The organism is Clostridium saudiense (genome assembly GCF_000577815.1).
GTDB lineage: Bacteria > Bacillota > Clostridia > Clostridiales > Clostridiaceae > Clostridium > Clostridium saudiense.
Genome location: NZ_CBYM010000009.1, coordinates 68,274 through 87,128 on the forward strand (window position 1 = coordinate 68,274; position 18,855 = coordinate 87,128).

At 27.2% G+C, this 18,855-nt stretch carries 17 protein-coding genes and 1 other annotated feature; of the genes, 2 read left to right on the forward strand and 15 right to left on the reverse strand.

The genetic code is table 11. The features are described from left to right. Position 1: 1 nt before the first annotated feature. From typA to TY07_RS18030, 12 genes are all read right to left on the reverse strand, one after another. Positions 2-1,828, reverse strand: coding sequence for a translational GTPase TypA (typA, locus tag TY07_RS06625; protein WP_042397041.1), 1,827 nt, complete (start codon positions 1,826-1,828; stop codon positions 2-4). A gap of 337 nt (positions 1,829-2,165) precedes the next feature. After that, positions 2,166-3,833: a ribonuclease J gene (locus TY07_RS06630; RefSeq protein ID WP_042397044.1), complete on the reverse strand. Its 1,668-nt coding sequence runs from the start codon at positions 3,831-3,833 to the stop codon at positions 2,166-2,168. A 55-nt stretch (positions 3,834-3,888) separates the two neighbouring features. Then, the gene (locus tag TY07_RS06635) at positions 3,889-4,359 is read right to left on the reverse strand and encodes a Fur family transcriptional regulator (protein ID WP_042397047.1); all 471 of its coding nucleotides are present in this window, start codon (positions 4,357-4,359) and stop codon (positions 3,889-3,891) included. A gap of 23 nt (positions 4,360-4,382) precedes the next feature. Beyond that, positions 4,383-4,658 (reverse strand): DUF1292 domain-containing protein, encoded by a 276-nt coding sequence (locus TY07_RS06640; RefSeq protein WP_042397050.1) that lies wholly within the window; start codon positions 4,656-4,658, stop codon positions 4,383-4,385. A 224-nt stretch (positions 4,659-4,882) separates the two neighbouring features. After that, positions 4,883-5,305, reverse strand: coding sequence for a Holliday junction resolvase RuvX (ruvX, locus tag TY07_RS06645; RefSeq protein ID WP_042397054.1), 423 nt, complete (start codon positions 5,303-5,305; stop codon positions 4,883-4,885). A 139-nt stretch (positions 5,306-5,444) separates the two neighbouring features. Continuing rightward, complete coding sequence (locus tag TY07_RS06650; RefSeq protein ID WP_042397057.1) at positions 5,445-5,702, reverse strand: IreB family regulatory phosphoprotein; 258 nt, start codon at positions 5,700-5,702, stop codon at positions 5,445-5,447. 137 nt (positions 5,703-5,839) lie between these two features. Next, positions 5,840-8,488 carry an alanine--tRNA ligase gene (gene alaS / locus TY07_RS06655; RefSeq protein ID WP_042397059.1) on the reverse strand — a complete coding sequence of 883 codons (2,649 nt, stop codon included), beginning with the start codon at positions 8,486-8,488 and terminating at the stop codon, positions 5,840-5,842. A 107-nt stretch (positions 8,489-8,595) separates the two neighbouring features. After that, positions 8,596-8,774, reverse strand: a binding site (T-box leader). A gap of 62 nt (positions 8,775-8,836) precedes the next feature. After that, positions 8,837-9,865: an AI-2E family transporter gene (locus TY07_RS06660; RefSeq protein ID WP_042397063.1), complete on the reverse strand. Its 1,029-nt coding sequence runs from the start codon at positions 9,863-9,865 to the stop codon at positions 8,837-8,839. Beyond that, positions 9,849-10,349 carry a PRC-barrel domain-containing protein gene (locus TY07_RS06665; protein ID WP_042397066.1) on the reverse strand — a complete coding sequence of 167 codons (501 nt, stop codon included), beginning with the start codon at positions 10,347-10,349 and terminating at the stop codon, positions 9,849-9,851. The genes TY07_RS06660 and TY07_RS06665 overlap by 17 nt, the downstream gene beginning before the upstream one ends. A gap of 202 nt (positions 10,350-10,551) precedes the next feature. Next, entirely contained in the window at positions 10,552-11,394 is an 843-nt protein-coding gene (locus tag TY07_RS06670; protein WP_042397069.1) for a helix-turn-helix transcriptional regulator, read from the reverse strand. Positions 11,395-11,820: 426 nt separating this feature from the next. After that, complete coding sequence (ytvI, locus tag TY07_RS06675; protein ID WP_172684719.1) at positions 11,821-12,963, reverse strand: sporulation integral membrane protein YtvI; 1,143 nt, start codon at positions 12,961-12,963, stop codon at positions 11,821-11,823. Between the two features lie 129 nt (positions 12,964-13,092). After that, positions 13,093-13,233 (reverse strand): hypothetical protein, encoded by a 141-nt coding sequence (locus TY07_RS18030; RefSeq protein WP_156327395.1) that lies wholly within the window; start codon positions 13,231-13,233, stop codon positions 13,093-13,095. Between the two features lie 432 nt (positions 13,234-13,665). Between TY07_RS18030 and TY07_RS06680 the strand changes: the two genes are divergently transcribed. After that, positions 13,666-14,199, forward strand: a complete 534-nt coding sequence (locus tag TY07_RS06680; RefSeq protein ID WP_042397074.1) for a hypothetical protein — start codon at positions 13,666-13,668, stop codon at positions 14,197-14,199. A 28-nt stretch (positions 14,200-14,227) separates the two neighbouring features. Here TY07_RS06680 and TY07_RS06685 read toward each other — a convergent pair whose 3' ends face one another. The 3 genes from TY07_RS06685 to TY07_RS06695 all read right to left on the reverse strand — a co-directional run bounded on the left by TY07_RS06685 (position 14,228) and on the right by TY07_RS06695 (position 17,524). Then, a complete protein-coding gene (locus TY07_RS06685; protein ID WP_042397077.1) occupies positions 14,228-15,022 on the reverse strand; it encodes a histidinol-phosphatase HisJ family protein in 795 nt (264 codons plus the stop codon). 212 nt (positions 15,023-15,234) lie between these two features. After that, positions 15,235-15,525, reverse strand: coding sequence for a hypothetical protein (locus tag TY07_RS06690; protein WP_042397081.1), 291 nt, complete (start codon positions 15,523-15,525; stop codon positions 15,235-15,237). 778 nt (positions 15,526-16,303) lie between these two features. Beyond that, positions 16,304-17,524 carry a hypothetical protein gene (locus TY07_RS06695; RefSeq protein WP_042397084.1) on the reverse strand — a complete coding sequence of 407 codons (1,221 nt, stop codon included), beginning with the start codon at positions 17,522-17,524 and terminating at the stop codon, positions 16,304-16,306. Between the two features lie 204 nt (positions 17,525-17,728). On the opposite strand from TY07_RS06695, the gene TY07_RS06700 reads away from it, so the two are divergent. After that, positions 17,729-18,796 carry a PTS sugar transporter subunit IIC gene (locus tag TY07_RS06700; protein ID WP_042397087.1) on the forward strand — a complete coding sequence of 356 codons (1,068 nt, stop codon included), beginning with the start codon at positions 17,729-17,731 and terminating at the stop codon, positions 18,794-18,796. The last annotated feature ends 59 nt before the right edge of the window (positions 18,797-18,855 follow it).

Below are 18,855 nucleotides of genomic sequence, written 5' to 3' on the forward strand. Positions count from 1 at the left end.
ATTATTTTTTGCTTCTGCTTATCATTCTCTTTCTTTCAGCAGCATCTAAGTATCTCTTTCTGATTCTTATGCTTTCTGGAGTAACTTCAACTAATTCATCATTTCCTATGAATTCAATTGATTGCTCTAAAGTTAATGTTGTAACTGGTACTAATTTAACAGCATCATCAGAACCTGAAGCTCTTGTATTTGTTAACTTCTTACCTTTACAAACATTGATATCTAAATCTTCAGCTCTAGCACATTCTCCTACTACCATTCCTTGGTATACTGGTGTACCTGGAGTTATGAATAATCTACCTCTTTCTTGAGCATTGAATAATCCATAAGCAATTGCTTCACCTTGTTCAAATGAAACTATTGATCCTCTGCTTCTAGCTTCGATTTCACCCTTGTATGGTGCATATCCTTCAAATACGTGGTTCATGATACCATTACCCTTTGTATCTGTCATGAATTCATTTCTGAATCCGATAAGCCCTCTAGCAGGAATAATAAACTCTAATCTTGTATATCCATTAACAGCAGATGTCATATTAACCATTTCAGCTTTTCTTGGTCCCATTTTTTCCATAACAGCACCCATGAATTCTTCTGGAACGTCTATTGTTAAGTATTCCATTGGTTCTAACTTCTTACCATTTTCTTCTTTGAATATAACAGATGGCTTAGAAACTTGTAATTCAAATCCTTCTCTTCTCATTGTTTCTATAAGAACTGATAAGTGAAGTTCTCCTCTTCCTGATACTTCGAAGCAATCTGGAGTTATTTCTCTAACTCTTAAACTTACGTTAGTTTCTAATTCTTTCATTAATCTATCTCTTAAATGTCTAGATGTAACGAATTCTCCTTCTTTACCTGCAAATGGTGAATCATTTACCATGAAGTTCATGTTAAGTGTTGGTTCATCAATTTCAACGAATGGTAAAGCTTCTGGATTTGAAGCATCTGCAATTGTTTCACCAATATTAGCATCCATAATACCACTTACTGCTATTATATCTCCAAGTCCTGCTTCTTCAACTTCTTCTCTCTTTAATCCATTGTATCCAAATACAGCTGTGATTTTGTAATTAGATTTTGTCCCATCTTGTCTTACTAAAGTAACATTTTGGTTCTTTTTAACTGTTCCTCTATGTACCTTACCTATAGCAATCTTTCCAACGAAAGCATTACTATCTAAAGTTGTAACAAGCATTTGGAATGGTCCATCGATGTATCCCTTTGGTGGTTCAACATGATCGATTATTGTTTTAAATAATGGTTCCATACCATCATTTGTATCTTCAACATTATATCTAGCAAATCCTTCTCTAGCTGAAGCATAAATTATTGGGAAGTCTAATTGTTCATCATCAGCACCTAATTCTAAGAATAGGTCAAACACTTCATCAATAACTTCTTCTGGTCTAGCATTTGGTTTATCTATTTTATTTATAACAACGATTGGCTTTAATTTTAATTCTAAAGCTTTCTTTAAAACGAACTTAGTTTGAGGCATTGGTCCTTCGTAAGAATCAACAACAAGTAAAACTGAGTCAACCATTTTAAGTACACGTTCAACTTCTCCACCAAAGTCAGCATGCCCTGGTGTATCAACTATATTGATTTTTGTCCCATTGTACATTACAGCAGTGTTTTTAGAAAGAATAGTAATTCCTCTTTCTTTTTCTAAATCGTTAGAGTCCATTACTCTTTCATCCATTTTTTCATTTGATCTAAATACGTGACTTTCTTTAAACATGGCATCAACTAATGTTGTCTTACCATGGTCAACGTGAGCTATAATAGCTATATTTCTAATGTCGTCTCTAGTTATTAATTCCATTTAATTTCCTCCATTAACTTTAATTCTGAACTTAAATATAAAATTTAAATTCATCGCTTTTATTTTAAAGGCTTATCTTTCTTTTTTAACTAAGCATTCAAAGTTCATATCGCTTTTGGTTTGCTAAGTTAATGAAAGTTCAAATTACTAAATCTCTAAATAATTAATATCAAATTATGTAATGAAATAAGATAATCAACTATGTACTTAAGATTTAGATTTTTAGCTTTGTAAACCTATAAATATTTTACCCAAAAAGAAAATTGGATACACTCGTATCCAATTTCCAAATCCATCAATTATTCTACTATTTTCTCAGCAACTTGTCAACTACGACTTAAATTTCCATTATAATAGGTAAAATCATTGGTTTTCTCTTTGTCTTGTCATAAAGATAGCTTCTAAGCTCATCTCTAACATTGGACTTTAATGTTGCCCAATCAGTAATGCTCTTTTCTTCACAATCAAGTAAAGTATTTCTAACTATTTCTCTTGCCTCATCAATTAATCCTTCAGATTCCCTAACATATACGAAACCTCTAGATATAATATCTGGACCAGCAACTATAGTTTTAGTTTCTTTAGATAAAGTAACTACTACTGTTAATATACCATCTTGAGATAAATGCTTTCTATCTCTTAATACTATATTTCCAACGTCTCCAACTCCAAGGCCATCTACAAATATTTGTCCTGAAATAACAGTTCCATTTTTCTTAATACCATTTCTAGTAACTTCTATAATATCTCCAACTTCAGGAATAACTACATTTTTAGAATCTAATCCTAATTTAATCGCTAATTCACCATGTTGTTTTAAATGTCTGTATTCACCATGAACAGGTATAAAATGTCTTGGTTTTACTAAAGTTTGCATTAGCTTTAATTCTTCTTGACATGCATGCCCAGAGACATGTATGTTTTCTGCAGAATCATAAATAACTTCTGCTCCCTTTTTAAATAATTGATTTACAACTTTTGATACAAGCTTTTCATTTCCTGGAATAGGTGTAGCTGAAATAATTATTGTATCTCCTTCAACTATATTTACCTTTCTGTGCTCAGATGCAGCCATTCTAGACAATGCAGACATTGGCTCACCTTGACTTCCAGTAGTAATGATAACAACTTGATCGTTATTATATTTATTAATTTGGTCAATTGATACTAATGTATTATCATCAACCTCAATATATCCTAATTCAATAGCAACATTCATTATATTTTCCATACTTCTTCCTGATACAGCAACTTTTCTGCCATATACTGAAGCAGCCTGTATTATTTGTTGGATTCTATGAATATTAGAAGCAAATGTTGCAATAATTATTCTTCCCTTAGTTTTTCCAAATATTCTTATTAAACTTTCTCCAACAATTTTTTCTGATTTTGTATATCCTGGCTTTTCAACATTAGTTGAATCAGCCATCATTGCTAAAACACCTTTTTTACCTAATTCAGCAAATCTTGCAAAATCCATAGGTTCTCCATCTATAGGTGTATAATCCACCTTAAAGTCACCAGTATGAAGCACTACTCCTAATGGTGTATGAACAGCAATTGCAACAGAATCTGCAATTGAGTGGTTTGTCTTTATAAATTCAACAGAAACAGAGTTTAATCTAATTACATCTCTTGGTTTTACTCTAACAAGTTCAGTAGCACTTAATAAACCATGCTCCTTTAATTTAGTTTCAACAATTCCTAATGTTAATTTTGTCCCATAAACCGGAACATTTAATTGTTTTAATACATATGGTAATGCACCAATGTGATCTTCATGACCATGTGTCAAGAAAATCCCAGATACTTTTTCTTTATTTTTTATAAGGTATGTTATATCAGGTATAACTAAGTCAATTCCGAACATATCTTCATCAGGGAATTTTAATCCACAATCAATTACAACAATATCATTCTTGTATTCAATTGCAGTTAAATTTTTCCCAATTTCATTAACTCCACCTAAAGGTATAATCTTAACCTTAGCTTTTTCATTCTTCATATGTCCCCTCCTTCTTTTCTCTTTTATGTAATTACAAGTAATACCTATTTAAATACTACTCTTCACTTTCACCCTTATGTTTTTTACAGCATTCAGCACAAATTCCAAAGAACTTAACACTATGGTCTAAAATTTTAAATCCATATGTACCTTCAATTCTTGCTTCTAATTCATCTAGAAGATCATCTTGAACTTCATATACAGCCTTACACTCATTACATACTAAATGATGATGTCTATGTTGTTCTTCACTATGCACTAATTCATATCTGCTGCAACCATCATTTAAATCTAATTTAAAAATAACACCTATTTCCTCTAACAGCGAAACCGTTCTGTACACTGTAGCTAAACCAATATCAGGACATACTTTCTTTACTTCATCATATATCTCTTCTGCGGTTAAGTGTTCTCCTTCTTTTTCGATGATTATATCAACAATAGCTCTTCTTTGAGGCGTTAACTTATATCCCTTTTGTTTTAAATTTTCTTTTAATAATTCAATATCCACATTAACAGTGCTCATATTTAACACCTCATTTCTTTTTTTTATTCTTCATCCATGAAAATTGTGTTATAAGCTTCTTCTATAGCTGCTAACTCAACTTCGTTATCAATTAATTCAAACATATCTTCATTATCTTCATCTTTAACTACCTTTAAAGCAAAAGGATTTTCATCTTCATATCCAACTTCTTGAACTATAACATATTCACTTTTTTCTTCAGTCTCTGGATTAACCATATCAAAGAATGCTATCACATTTAAGTTTATTTCATTTCCATCTTCATCGAATAATTGTATTGTCTTTAAATCTTTTTCCATTATTTTAACTCCTCTTTATCATCATAATTGTTTCTTATATTATTACATAAAAAACTAAAACTGCAAACAGTTAATTTTAAGTAAAAGGTAATAATTAATAAATAATAATTATCAATAAAAACTTTTTAAAAAATTTTTGATATTTATATAACTTTATATCAAAACCAATTCACCCAACACCTGGGAAATCTATTTTTACTTATATTTACCTATTACTTTTTATCTTATTTAGATGTTAATCTTATACGATCTAAATAACCTTGTAATATATATGTAGCTGCAATTTTATCAACAATTTTCTTTCTTTTATTTCTAGAAAGATCGGCTTCTAACATGGCTCTATGTGCCGCAACCGTTGTTAATCTTTCATCCCACATCTCTATAGGTAATCCTGTTTTTTCTTTAAGTAATTCTGAAAATTCTAAAGCCTTTTCTCCAGCTTCACCAATAGTTCCATTCATATTTTTAGGTAATCCAACTACTATTGTTTCAACGCCGTATTCCTTACATATCTTATGAACTTCTTCTAAATCTTGTTCCTTTTTGCTTCTTCTAATAGTTGTTATACCTTGTGCTGTCCATCCTAATGGATCACTTAAAGCAACTCCAATAGTTTTTGAACCCATATCAAGTCCTAATATTCTCATAGAAACTCCTTTGCATTTCTTTTAATAAGTAACGTATTTATTTATAATAACTTTTATCCAATTATTTTTCTAGCTTTTATTTACTTATAACACTTTAAATTTTTTTATAAACAAAAGGTGCCCGGTTAACGGGCACCTTTTATTTAATATCTAGATAAGATTTTATTACCTCTTCAAGTATTTCATCTCTTTCAAGTTTTCTAAGTAAAGCTCTTGCTCCGTTATAACTAGTAATGTAAGAAGGGTCCCCTGAAATCAGATATCCTACCAATTGGTTTATTGGGTTATATCCCTTTTCTTTCAATGCTGTATATACATCATTTAAAATTGATTTAGTTAAATCCTCTTTGTTAATGTTTAAGTCAAATTGCATTGTTCTATCAAGATTATTTTCCATATCGTGGCTGCACACTTGCAGCTTCACCCCCTTACGAAAGTATTTTATTTATTTTTAATCATTTGAAATATTAACTAATTACTTTATCTAACTATATTATAACCTAAATTTACATAATTGTATACTATTTCAACTAACTATTTTACTAAATTTTCTACTGTTTGGAATGCTGCTTCTATAGCTTGAGGGATATTTTCTGGCTTTTTACCACCGGCTTGAGCCATATCTGGTCTTCCACCACCGCCTCCGCCAACAATAGTTGCAACTTCTTTAATTATCTTTCCACAATGTATTCCTTTATCTAATACATCCTTAGTTGCCATAGTAATTAAGTTAACTTTATCACCTAAGTTACTTACTAAAACAACAACTCCTGAACCCATCTTGCTTCTTATCTTATCAGCTAAGTCTCTTAATGCATTACCATCAACACCTTCAAGTCCATAAGCTATAGTCTTAACACCGTTAATATCTTTTGCACTGTTTAAGATATCATCTAAAGCTCCACTTGTAAGTTTTGATTTAAGCTCTGCAATTTCCTTATCTTTTTCCTTAATTTCTGCACCTTGAGTAGATATTTTCTTTAAAACATCTTTTTCAGTACATTTAAGTGCTGCACAAGCTTCCTTTAATAATCTTTGCTTTTCTTCCATATATTTTATAGCAGCTCTACCTGTTAAAGCTTCTATTCTTCTGATACCAGCAGCTACACCTGTTTCAGAAACTATTTTAAATAATCCAATTTCTCCAACGTTAGATACGTGAGTACCACCACAAAGTTCCTTAGAGAACTCTCCAGCTGCAACTACTCTTACCTTATCTCCGTATTTTTCATCAAAAAGTGCAGTTGCTCCTGATTCTTTAGCTTCTTCAATTGTCATAAGCTTAGTTTCTACAGTATCAACTTCCATTATTTTATCATTTACTAAATCTTCAACCTTTTGAATTTCTTCAGCTGTCATAGCTTGGAAGTGAGTAAAGTCAAATCTTAATCTTTCATTATCAACAAAAGATCCTGCTTGGTGAACGTGAGCTCCAACAACTTCTTTTAATGCAGCTTGTAACATATGAGTTGCTGTATGATTCTTACAAACGCAAGCTCTTCTCACTTTATCAACAGTTAATGTAACTTCTTCATTTATTTTAATGCTTCCATTTTTAACTTCAACATAGTGAATTGTCTTACCACCAACATTTTTCTTAGTATTATAAACATATGCAGAACCATTAGCTCCAGTTATTATACCTGTATCACCAATTTGACCACCCATTTCAGCATAGAATGGAGTCTTATCAGTTAAGATATAACCTTTAGTTCCTTCATTTAATTCTTCTACAAATGCTTCATCAGTTGCAAGAACTACAACTTTTCCAGTTCCTTCTGTAGTTGTATATCCAACAAATTCAGTTTCAACTTCAGCTTTAACTTTATTAATTGGGTTTTCATCAGCTCCCATGTAAGAAGTTTCTCCTCTTGCACTTCTAGCTCTTTCTCTTTGAGCTTCCATTTCCTTCTTAAATTCTTCGTGGTCAACAGTCATATTCTTTTCTTCAAGAATTTCTTCTGTTAATTCTAATGGGAATCCATAAGTATCATATAATTTAAATGCTTTTTCTCCAGAAAGTACTGTAGATTTAGCTTCTTCTAACTCTTTAATATATCCATTTAAGATGTTCATTCCACTATCAATAGTTTCATTAAATCTTTCTTCTTCTAAAGTGATTATCTTTGTTATATAATCTTTATTTTCAACTAATATTGGATAATTTCCACCATAGTTTTCAACAACAGCTTCTACAACATCCTTTAAGAATAATCCCTTTATTCCAAGTAATCTACCATGTCTTGCAGCTCTTCTTAAAAGTCTTCTTAAAACATATCCTCTACCTTCATTACTTGGTTGAACTCCATCAGATATAAGCATAGTTACAGCTTTAACATGGTCTGTTACTATTCTTAATGAAACATCTGAATTTGCATCTTTTCCATATTCTACACCCGATAAAGAAGATACCTTATTTAAGATATTCTTAACTGTATCAATTTCAAATATGTTATCAACACCTTGCATTATAGTTGCAATTCTTTCAAGTCCCATACCTGTATCAATGTTTTTATTCTTTAATGGAGCATAGCTTCCATCTTCTTGTTTATCAAATTGAATAAATACTAAGTTCCAGAATTCAACTATTCTATCTGCATCAGATGCAGCAACAAAATCATCTACGTTTGTTACAGGAGCTACATCAACACCTCTATCAAAGTGGATTTCTGTACAAGGACCACATGGACCAACTGTTCCAACTTCCCAGAAGTTATCATCCTTACCTAATCTAAATATTCTATTTGGATCTATATCTGTTTTTGTAGTCCAAATTTCATATGCTTCATCATCTTCTAAATAAATTGTTACATATAATTTATCTTTAGGTAATTTTAAAACTTGTGTTACATATTCCCATGACCATGGAATAATTTCATTTTTAAAATAATCTCCAAATGAAAAGTTACCTAACATTTCAAAGAAAGTACCATGTCTTGAAGTCTTTCCTACGTTTTCTATATCACCAGTTCTAATACACTTTTGACAAGTTGTAACTCTAGTTTTTGGTGGTTTTTGTATACCTGTGAAATATGGCTTAAGTGGTGCCATACCTGCATTTATTAATAATAAACTATTATCGTTTTTAGGTACTAATGGAAAACTCTCCATTCTTAAATGTTCTTTAGATTCAAAAAAGCTAATAAAGCTTTCTCTTAATTCATTTGCTCCCATGAATTTCATGATTCTTACTACCTCCATTTTTTCTATTAGTAATTTAATTAATAACTTAAATCAAATTTTTGTTTCTTAGGAATCCAACTAATAAAAAAAGTCTCCATCCCTAAAAACAAAGGGACGAAAACTTATAATTTCCGCGGTACCACCCTAATTATGTATAAAAATAATACATCACTTAAAGTAAAATAAGCTCCAAGATAGCTTCAATATGCTAAATAAGAAGTTTTCACCACCCACTTCCTCTCTTAATATTTACATCATATTTACTCATTCTTTTCATCGCTTTATGCTATTAATTTATGACAAAATTATATTTCATTTATTCATTTATGTCAATAAACAGTCTTACACTTAAAATAAGTAATAGTCTATATCGTCATAAATTACCTTTATTATTACTGCAATTGGAACTATTAATACCATTCCAATTACTCCTCCAATCTTATCACCTAAAACTAACAAAATAATTATTATAATTGGATGCATATTAGTGCTATCACCAGTAATCTTAGGTGCCAAAAAATTACCTTCAACTTGTTGTATTAAAATAACACCAATAGCTGCAATTATTCCTTTAGTAACTGACCCTGTAAGTGCTATAAATATAATAGGTACACCCCCTATTATTGGTCCAAAATAAGGAATAATATTAGCAACTGCATTAATAATTGATAAAACTAAAGGAAACTTAACTCTAAGTATCAATAATAAAATGAAAGATAAAACTCCTATTATTAAACATAACAATAATTGACTTAAAATATATCTACTTAATATTTTATCAATATTTTTATTTATATTTTTTACTATTACCCTTTTGTCAGTTGGAAGAACTAATAATAGCTTATTATAAATAAGCTTTGAATCCGCTAAAAAATAATAAGTTGTAATAGGTACTATAGCAAGAGTAACTAAATTTTCTCCCATATCTATTAAATTATCTACTAAATGAGTAGATGTATTGCTAAGTATCATATTAATCTTTTCACCAATTTGTATATAAATTGTTTCAAATATTGGTAACCTATCTAATTTAAACCTTGCTGCTAAGCTTAAAATATATTCTTCAATACTATCAAGCATAACTCCAAAATTTCCGCTTTCATTTAACATAGTTGGAACTATACAATATATCAATCCTACAAATGATAATAAAAGTAATAATATAATTAAAAGTGAACTTTTTTTATAAGAAATATGGAGCTTTTCACAAAAGTAATTTCTTAAAGGTTTTAGTGTATAAGCAATTACTATTGAAATTATTAGTAAATTAGTAACTGCCCTTATTGGTTCAACAAAAGCGTATATCATTACTATACTAATAGCAATAATTATGAAAATTATTAACTTTATAATTAACCCTTTATACTTTTTGAACATCCTTATTTCCTCCTAAATTATGAGGTAAAGTCTTTAACTTAACAGTTGAATTACCATTATATAAAATATACTCATCACAAAGCGAACAATGTTTTAAAGTTATAACTTCCTTTCCCTTGAACATTTTATCAAATATTCCTGAACTTATAATCATACCTTTTATTTCAAAAGTTTTTTCATCTATAATTAAATCTTCAAGAACTCCAAGAAGCTTCTTTTCTTTATTTATTATATCCATATATTTTATTTCCTTAAACTTTAATCCTTCAAATCTACTTGTATTTTTAATTTTCATAATTTCATCAACTGAAATAATTGAATCCACAGAAACATATGTATGTTTTTTAAATATAGATGCTGGTGAAATTGTAAACCCCTTTACAACTCCATTATAAAAATCTATAGAAATATCATCTACAACTCCTATATATTTATTTTTAGAATCATAAATCTTCATTAAATAAAAGTTTCTCCATTTAACCATAATTTCACCTCTATAAAGATAATAAATTTAGTATTTACAAAATTCATGGTTATTATTAGTAATTTTTTATATTTATCATTTATATATTTATTGGATATTTATTTCAAAATAAAAAGCAACTATAGTAATAGTTTTACCATAATTGCTTTTTCCATTATCCATTATAAATTTTTATTTTCCATTATTTATTATTTAAATTATATTATAATCTATTTTCTTTACTTATACCTAATCTATACTCTTGAGGTGAAATACCAACATGTCTCCTAAAAACATTGTTAAAATAATGTTGTGTGTTATAGCCAACTAATTCAGCAATTTCACTTAAAGTTAATGTTGGATCCCTCATTAAAATTATAGCATTTTTTATTCTTACATTTGTTAAATACTCAACAAATGTCATTTTCAAATTTCTCTTAAAGAGCCTTATTAAATAAGTCTGACTTACTTCCATCTTATTTGCTATTTCGGCTATAGACAAATCTTCTTTAAAATAATGTCTATTAATATATTTTTGCACCTCTATTAGCATATCTGGTCTCTTACTCTTGTCTATTAATCTATTGCATAAAGATTTATATACTATGTTTACTTGAACAGGATCTTCTCTTAAAAATGATGCACAAATAACTACATTAATATTTAATTTAGCATTAATTGCATTTTCAATGTTATTTACAACCGAATGCCATTCCTTAATAGGATTTACATCACATAAAACAACCACTTGGTCTTTAGAATCAACAAATATATTTAACCCCTTAAATTTACCCATTATTTCTTTAACAACACTACTAATTGCAAAACTCAATCTTTCAGTTTCAATACCAATCTTATCAGATGATTCATTTCTTATTAAAGGCTTAATAACAATTAAAGCCATAGATTTAGTATATATTATACCAAACTTATTAATTTTCCTTTTTAAATCGCAACTTTGTACTTTTCCTAGCATCCACTCTTTTAAAAATATATCCTTTTCAACACTGTATTGCAATTTCTCACCATATTTAACTTCATCATCAGCAACTAAAATTTTAACCAAAGCAACTCCCCCCTGTATTCCTTTCTTAACCTTCTTATTTTGACTTACAGTATAACTATATTTCCTAAAATCTTTTTCGTTCTAAACTATTGCTTTTTATAATTAATTACTACAGTTAAATTTCAAATACTAAAATAAATCTTTATTATTAATTCATCTATATACTACTATATATATAGTAATATTGAATAAATAATATACTACATAATTATTTTTAAAATTAATTTAATCTAAATTTTTTCCTTTATAGTTTTAATTAGCATACCATATACAACATACACTAATACTAACTAAATCTATGACTTAGAATATCAATTAATTTAAATTAACTAAATTAAAATTTTCAATCCAACTTTAAATTAGTTAATATTACTACCTATAATGATTCTTAGAAGAGTTGTTTTATAATAAAACATTACAACTTTATTACTGTTCTTCATTTTTAATTTTATCTTTACATTCTATAAAATTTCCCTCAAAATTTGCATACTTCTTATAAAAATTAAACCCAATAAATAATGCTATCAGATATATCATACCTTTAAATCCACCAGCATTTAAACCAACAAATATAGCAATTAATACGCTTAATTGTGATAATTCTAATGATGCTGATAATAATTTAGGCTCTAATATATTTCTAGTTATCATTATTACTGAAAATAAAATAATTAAGAAGATAACAGTTATATATTTACCACTAAAAAAGTAAATAGCCATAAGAGGTAAAAAGACCAATATCATACCTACTATAGGTAACAAATCTAAAATCATACACATAAAACTAAGCAGTAAAGTATATGGAATTTTTAAAATACTAAAACCTATAAAAGTAATTATAAATGTACAAAAAACTAAAATTGAATATGTTCCAATATACTTAAATACAACATCCTTAATTTCAAGGATTATTTTAATATATTTATCGTATTCACTTTCTTCTTTGATTTTATTTTCTTTATTTTGTGAATAACTCTTTTGGATAAACTTCTTTAAAAACACAAAACTTGATAATATAGCAAATATTATTACCGAAACAATATAAGGTAGTGCTGATATTATGTTGATTATATAATTAACTACACTTCCACTAAGCTCTAAAATATAATTTGATGCATCTGAAATTAATTTATTAATATTACTTCTTAAGGTATCTAAAACTGACTCATCAATATTTTCAAATGTTGATAGTGAATTTTGAACTAAATTTCCTATTTTAGAACCATTATCATAAATATATTCATATCCATCTGTAGCTAAATCCTTAATTTCAGAACTAAAATAAACAATCCCAACCACCAATAATGTAACTGTAATAGCATAAAAAACTAATGTGGAAATAATCGCTGCTATTTCACCTCGCATATTAAACTTCTTAATAAGAGCTTCCGTTGGCTTTTCTAAGATTGATGCTGCAATTATTCCAATAATAAATGGCAAAGTATATTTTATAGTTCCTGATACAAGCATAAACACAACTGTAAATACGCCAAAGAAAATTAAAATGCTTACAAAAGGTCTTACTTTCTTAACTATTGCAGTAATATATTCCATTTTTATTCTTTCCACCTTTTTAAACTTAAAAATAAAAGGAGCTATTTTTAAGTAGCTCCTTAATATATACATTATTTAATTATTTATTAAAATCGAAATCTACTTTATGATTATAAAAAAAGTCTATCCTCCTTTCTAAGTATATTAGATAAATCGGATCATCTCCTTTTTCCACCCGTTATAAGGCTTGATTTTATTACTAATTAAAAGCCTGTTTTTAATTTTTCCGCAAGCCCCCTCCCTATCATATTTGTTCATGAACTGAACATCTTCTAATAACGACATTGAGAAGCATCACCCCTTTAGCTTTATACATTATAAAATCTTTAAATTTAGTAGTTAGAATTTATAATAAAGAATTACTTAAAACTAAGAACTACTATGTGTTTAGTATACTATTCTTATTATTATTTGTAAATATTTTCCATGCACCTTTTTTTTATATTTTCTACTTTTATACTACATTCTGTCTTTTTATTTTTAAATTAAATTTATTTATTTTACCTTTTTATATATTTTTCAATCTTTAAATATTTTTTTGTTATAAATATTTTTTACTTATAACTTTAATTTATCTCTTAAAATATTTATCTTTTTCATTTCATAAAACATTCATAAATTTATAACATATAATAATATTGATTATGTAAATTTATTGGTTTAAAATATTATTTATACGTTTTTTTGTAATAATTAAATATTTTAGGGGGACTAACCATGAGTAATATTTGGATCACAATATTTTTAATAATCTTTACAATAGTACCTGTATACTATTTAACAGTTGTTTATTCTATTTACTATAAAAAGATATTAAAAAATAAAAACAATTTAAAATTTAGCTTTAAAACAACATCAATTACAACTTATCTACCTTCAATTATTTTTGCTATTATTAGTATTATTTTTGCAATATACTCTATAGCAAATAATATATCACCTTACTATTTAATAGCCTTAGTTGCAGTTAATATAGTTGTATTTGCTTGTATTCATCTTTCTTGCACAACTTTTGGTATTTATAATGATTGCGTTGTAGTAAAAAATAATTATGCTGAATTAAATGAAATACAAAGTGTTGTTTTAGAAAAATCAAAAAAAGGTAAAGAAAATCTTTATGAATTAAAGGTAACTACTAAATTTGATTTATTAATTTGTACCGTAGTAAGTGATGATGCAAAAAGCTTATTAAGACAAATTAAATCTAATTTACCAAAAAACATAAAAATAAAAGAATCAGCAGCTAAATAAGCTGTTGATTCTTTTATTTTTGCTTTAATTAAATTTCTATTGCTATAGGTTTTCTATTTTCAAATCTATATATATTCTTAAATCCAATATTCTTTAAAACTTCAATACTTTCTCTAATTCCAGCTCCAACATCTTCACTTTTGTGAGCATCAGATCCTACAGTAATAATTGTTCCACCTAACTCATGATATAACTTTAAAATATCTACTGATGGCATAGTTTCATTTACTACTGACCTTAAAGTTGAAGTGTTTACTTCAATACCTTTTCCACTTTTAATTATGTTAGTTAATACTTCTTTAATCATATCAACATACTCATTAAAATCATAATTACCATGTGTATTAAATGCATATCTTTTCATTAAATCTAAATGAGCTACTACATCAATATATGGTGATGTACATACCTTATTTACTTCCTTAAAATATCTACTATAACTTTCTTCTTTTGTATTTTTGCTCATATATGTATTAAGCCCTACGTTATAATCAAAATTATGTACAGAGCCTAATATAAAATCAAAAGGAATATATTCTATTGCTTCTCTAAGCTCCTCTTCATTTTCATGTGGTTCACATACTTCTATTCCTACTTTAATGCTTAATTTATCTTTGTATTTTTCTCTACATTCTCTTATTTCTTCACTATATTTTTTTAAATTTAAAAAGCCATAACTTTTTATTCCTTCTTTAACTGAAAAATGTTCTGTGAAGCAAATTTCGTTAATTTTATTTTCAATTGCAGCTTCACAAACTGATTCTATAGTTGCATTACTGTCAAATGAATTATTAGAATGTAAATGATAATCTACTAAGTACATATAATTCTCCTTGTATACTATAAATTTTACTATGACCTATTAAGTATAACACAAATTAAAAACGCCTGTACATTTGGGAATATTTCCTAGGAAATACAAAAATAAAAAGCCAGTACACCCTTTCTATATAAAATACTATTGTATTTTATACTGTACTAACTTTTTATAATCACACATAAGTAGTTAAATTATTAAAACAAACCCGTAACCTTTTATAAAATTTCAATTTCCTTTTGAATTAACTTAAGATTATCATATATATCCTTATAATCCTCAATAGTAAATATCCCAAACCCTTCTAAATCATCTTCAAAGATATACCCAATTTCACTTAAACTATATTCTACAATCTTCCCATTATTAAATTTAAAGAATATAGTGTCCCCACACTCATTAGCAGTAACTTCTACTAATGTATTTTCTTTTTTTGTACTATTTTTAACTTCATTAATTAAATTTATAGCTTTTATTGATTCCTGTAATAACTTTTCTTGTCTACCCATATTCCATCCCCCTAGAACTTACTTCAAAAGTGTTTACAACCTTATTATATAGCTTCTTTTAATTTTCCTATGTCGAAACCTGCAATCGATTTGTTGGTAATTTAATCCACAATCACCACTATGCTGGATATTATTATCATATTTCAAGTTATTTTCTTTTAAAAAATTAATTTAATTTATAGATCAGTTTAAAGGTTATATTTACATATTTTCTTATATTTTTACTGCTAGTTTTTTTCACTTTTATAACAAAAAAAAGATAGCAATTTAGTTATCCTAATTACTATCTTTTTAACCCTTTATACCCTTTATACCCTTTTATACCTAATTAAAAAATTACCCTTATACCATAGAAATTATAAAAATTATTTACCCTCTAATTTTTATTTTCGCAATACCATAACCTTACATTTATGAGTTCTTATATGTTAATAATAAAATTAAATAAATCTTTTTAATACTAATAATTGGTGTGTTATTTCTAGTATCCTAATTCATCCTCATATTCTTTGAGAATTTTTTTATTTTCATCTTTATCTTTATTTAATTCTTCATTAACTACCTCTTCATTTTTTACAACTCTTAAATCCTCTTTCATTTTTAACCCTCCCATAAATTTGTATACGTTTTCCCTCTACAAATTTATTATATCACACTTTATATATATTTCTATATTTTTTTAAAGATTTTCCCTAAAAAAGAAATTTATTTTCTATTTTAGGGAATACTATTAGTTTTTATATTAATTTATTAAAATAAACCTTGTTATTATTAACAATTAAATACTTTTACCTTTTATTTCATTAATGCTTTTTCCCTTTTTGTACCAAATAGGTAGGTTACATACATATTCTTTTATAATATTTACTCCAACTTCTTTACCATCTTCTTCAACAATCATATCTCTAACTTCATCAAGAAGATTATCTAAACTATCTTCTTGAATTATATAATATAATTGATTTAAGAATTCATCTATTTCTTCATTATCAAGTTCAAAGCAATTCGTAAAATTTATAATAAACTCTTTACCATATTTACTATTTCTTAGCCAATTATCTTTTCCAAATGTTAATAATTCTTTTTCTGAATATTCTCTATACTCAATTGATTTACTTTCACTTTCAATTTTTTCATATAATTTTTTATAATGCTTAATATTGCAATTAAAAACATATCCATCTTTTATTACGTAAGAAACACTATAATTACTGGCAGAATTAATAACATCATACTTTTCTTTAAATTCCATATTATCAAATCCAAATTTATTTAATTTATTTACTACATTATTTATAGTTAATACGCCATAAACATTTGCCATTCCAGAAACTAAAGTAATAATTTTAGAATTGTTTTTTACTTTTAATCTAAAATTAAAATCATTTAAATCAGATAATAAATCCCTTACATTAGAAGGCATTATTAATACTGCTTTTTTTTCTTCATTTTTTGCTGGATATAAAATTCCTATAGACATAAAATATTCCATAAATCTTATATATTTATGATCACTATTATTTAAAATTGTGATTCCATCATTTTTAGAAAAATATTTAAACGCCTTTAATGCATTATCATTAAAAAGATAAATTTTTTCTAATACTCTTTCTTTGTAACTACTAATTAAGTTATGTATTAATTTATCTTTATTATACTTATAAGTTTTAGCAAAGTTTAATCTTTCCGCTATACTTTCTATATCACTTCTAGGCATAGATTTTAATATTTCTTCTATATCATTAGTAAATTTTGTACTATTAAATCTTTTATCTAGCTTTGCCATCTTATTTTTCATCATATCATCAATTATATTTTCCATAGCATTTAGCATATTTTGAATTTCTTCATCATATTTTTCAGAATTAACTTTATTTCTATAATCATTTAAATTTACTTTATTATAATTTTTCTTATAACACTCTTCACAGAGCCACTCTCCTAAATTAGCATCAAAATAACTTGCAATTTTACCACATATATTACATTTTTGTACCATTAATATTCTCTCCTCTTCTGCAATTCCTTAAACTTATTTTCTTTTCACTTTTATTAAGTTTTACCAACATTTTCACTTTTTATAACATTACTTAACACCTTTTATAAAAACATATTGTATTTGACCTTATTGTAAAATTTATGATAAACTTAATTAATGTAAACATGTGTATATACACAGATTTGTTAAAGGGGGATTAACAAAATGCAAAAATTTAAGAATTATTTACATCACATATTTATAGATGGCTTAAGTGGAATGGCTTTAGGCTTATTTTCAACATTAATAATAGGTACAATTCTTCAACAAATCGGAAATCTTATTTCTGGTAATTTAGGGTCAACTATATTTTTAATAGGTAAAATAGCTGCTGCTGCAACTTGTGCAGGAATAGGTGTTGGGGTTGCTTATAAATTTAAAGAAACTCCTTTAGTAGTAATTTCTGCTGCAGTATCAGGTATGGTAGGTGGATTTGCAACAAAATTGCTTGCTGGTAGTATAATGACTGATACTGGTGTTATAACTTTAGCTGGCCCTGGTGAACCTTTAGGTGCATTTATTGCAGCTTTAGTTGGAATAGAAATTGGACATCTTATTGCTGGTAAAACAAAAATAGATATAATTATTACTCCTCTTGTTTGTATAGGGGCTGGATCTACAGTTGGGTTACTTTTAAGCCCTCCAATTTCTGAATTTATGACTTGGCTTGGAACAATAATTATGTTTGCAATGGAACAACAACCTTTTATAATGGGAATGCTTGTTTCTGTAATTATGGGTATATTATTGACTTTACCAATAAGTTCTGCTGCAATTGGTGTAATATTAAATTTAGATGGAATTACAGCAGGAGCTGCTGTTATTGGTTGCTGTTGTCAAATGGTTGGATTTGCTGTGGCAAGCTATAGAGAAAATAAATTTGGTGGATTGCTTGCACAAGGTGTTGGAACATCTATGCTTCAAATTCCTAATATAATAAAAAAACCAGTTATTTGGCTTCCTGCAATAATTTCTAGTGCTATTCTTGGTCCTATTTCATCAACCTTCTTAAAAATGACCAATAATGCAACTGGATCTGGAATGGGATCTGCCGGTTTTGTAGGACAAATCATGGCTTATCAAACTATGACTCAAACTGCTTCATCAAAAATAGTATTATTACAAATTATAGTTATGCACTTTGTACTTCCTGCTCTTCTTACATTTATAATTTCTGAATTTATGCGTAAGAAGCAATGGATTAATTATGGTGATATGGCATTAGATTTATAAAAAACTGCCTCTAGAAACAATCTAAATATTAGATTACTCTAGAGGCATATTTATTTTAT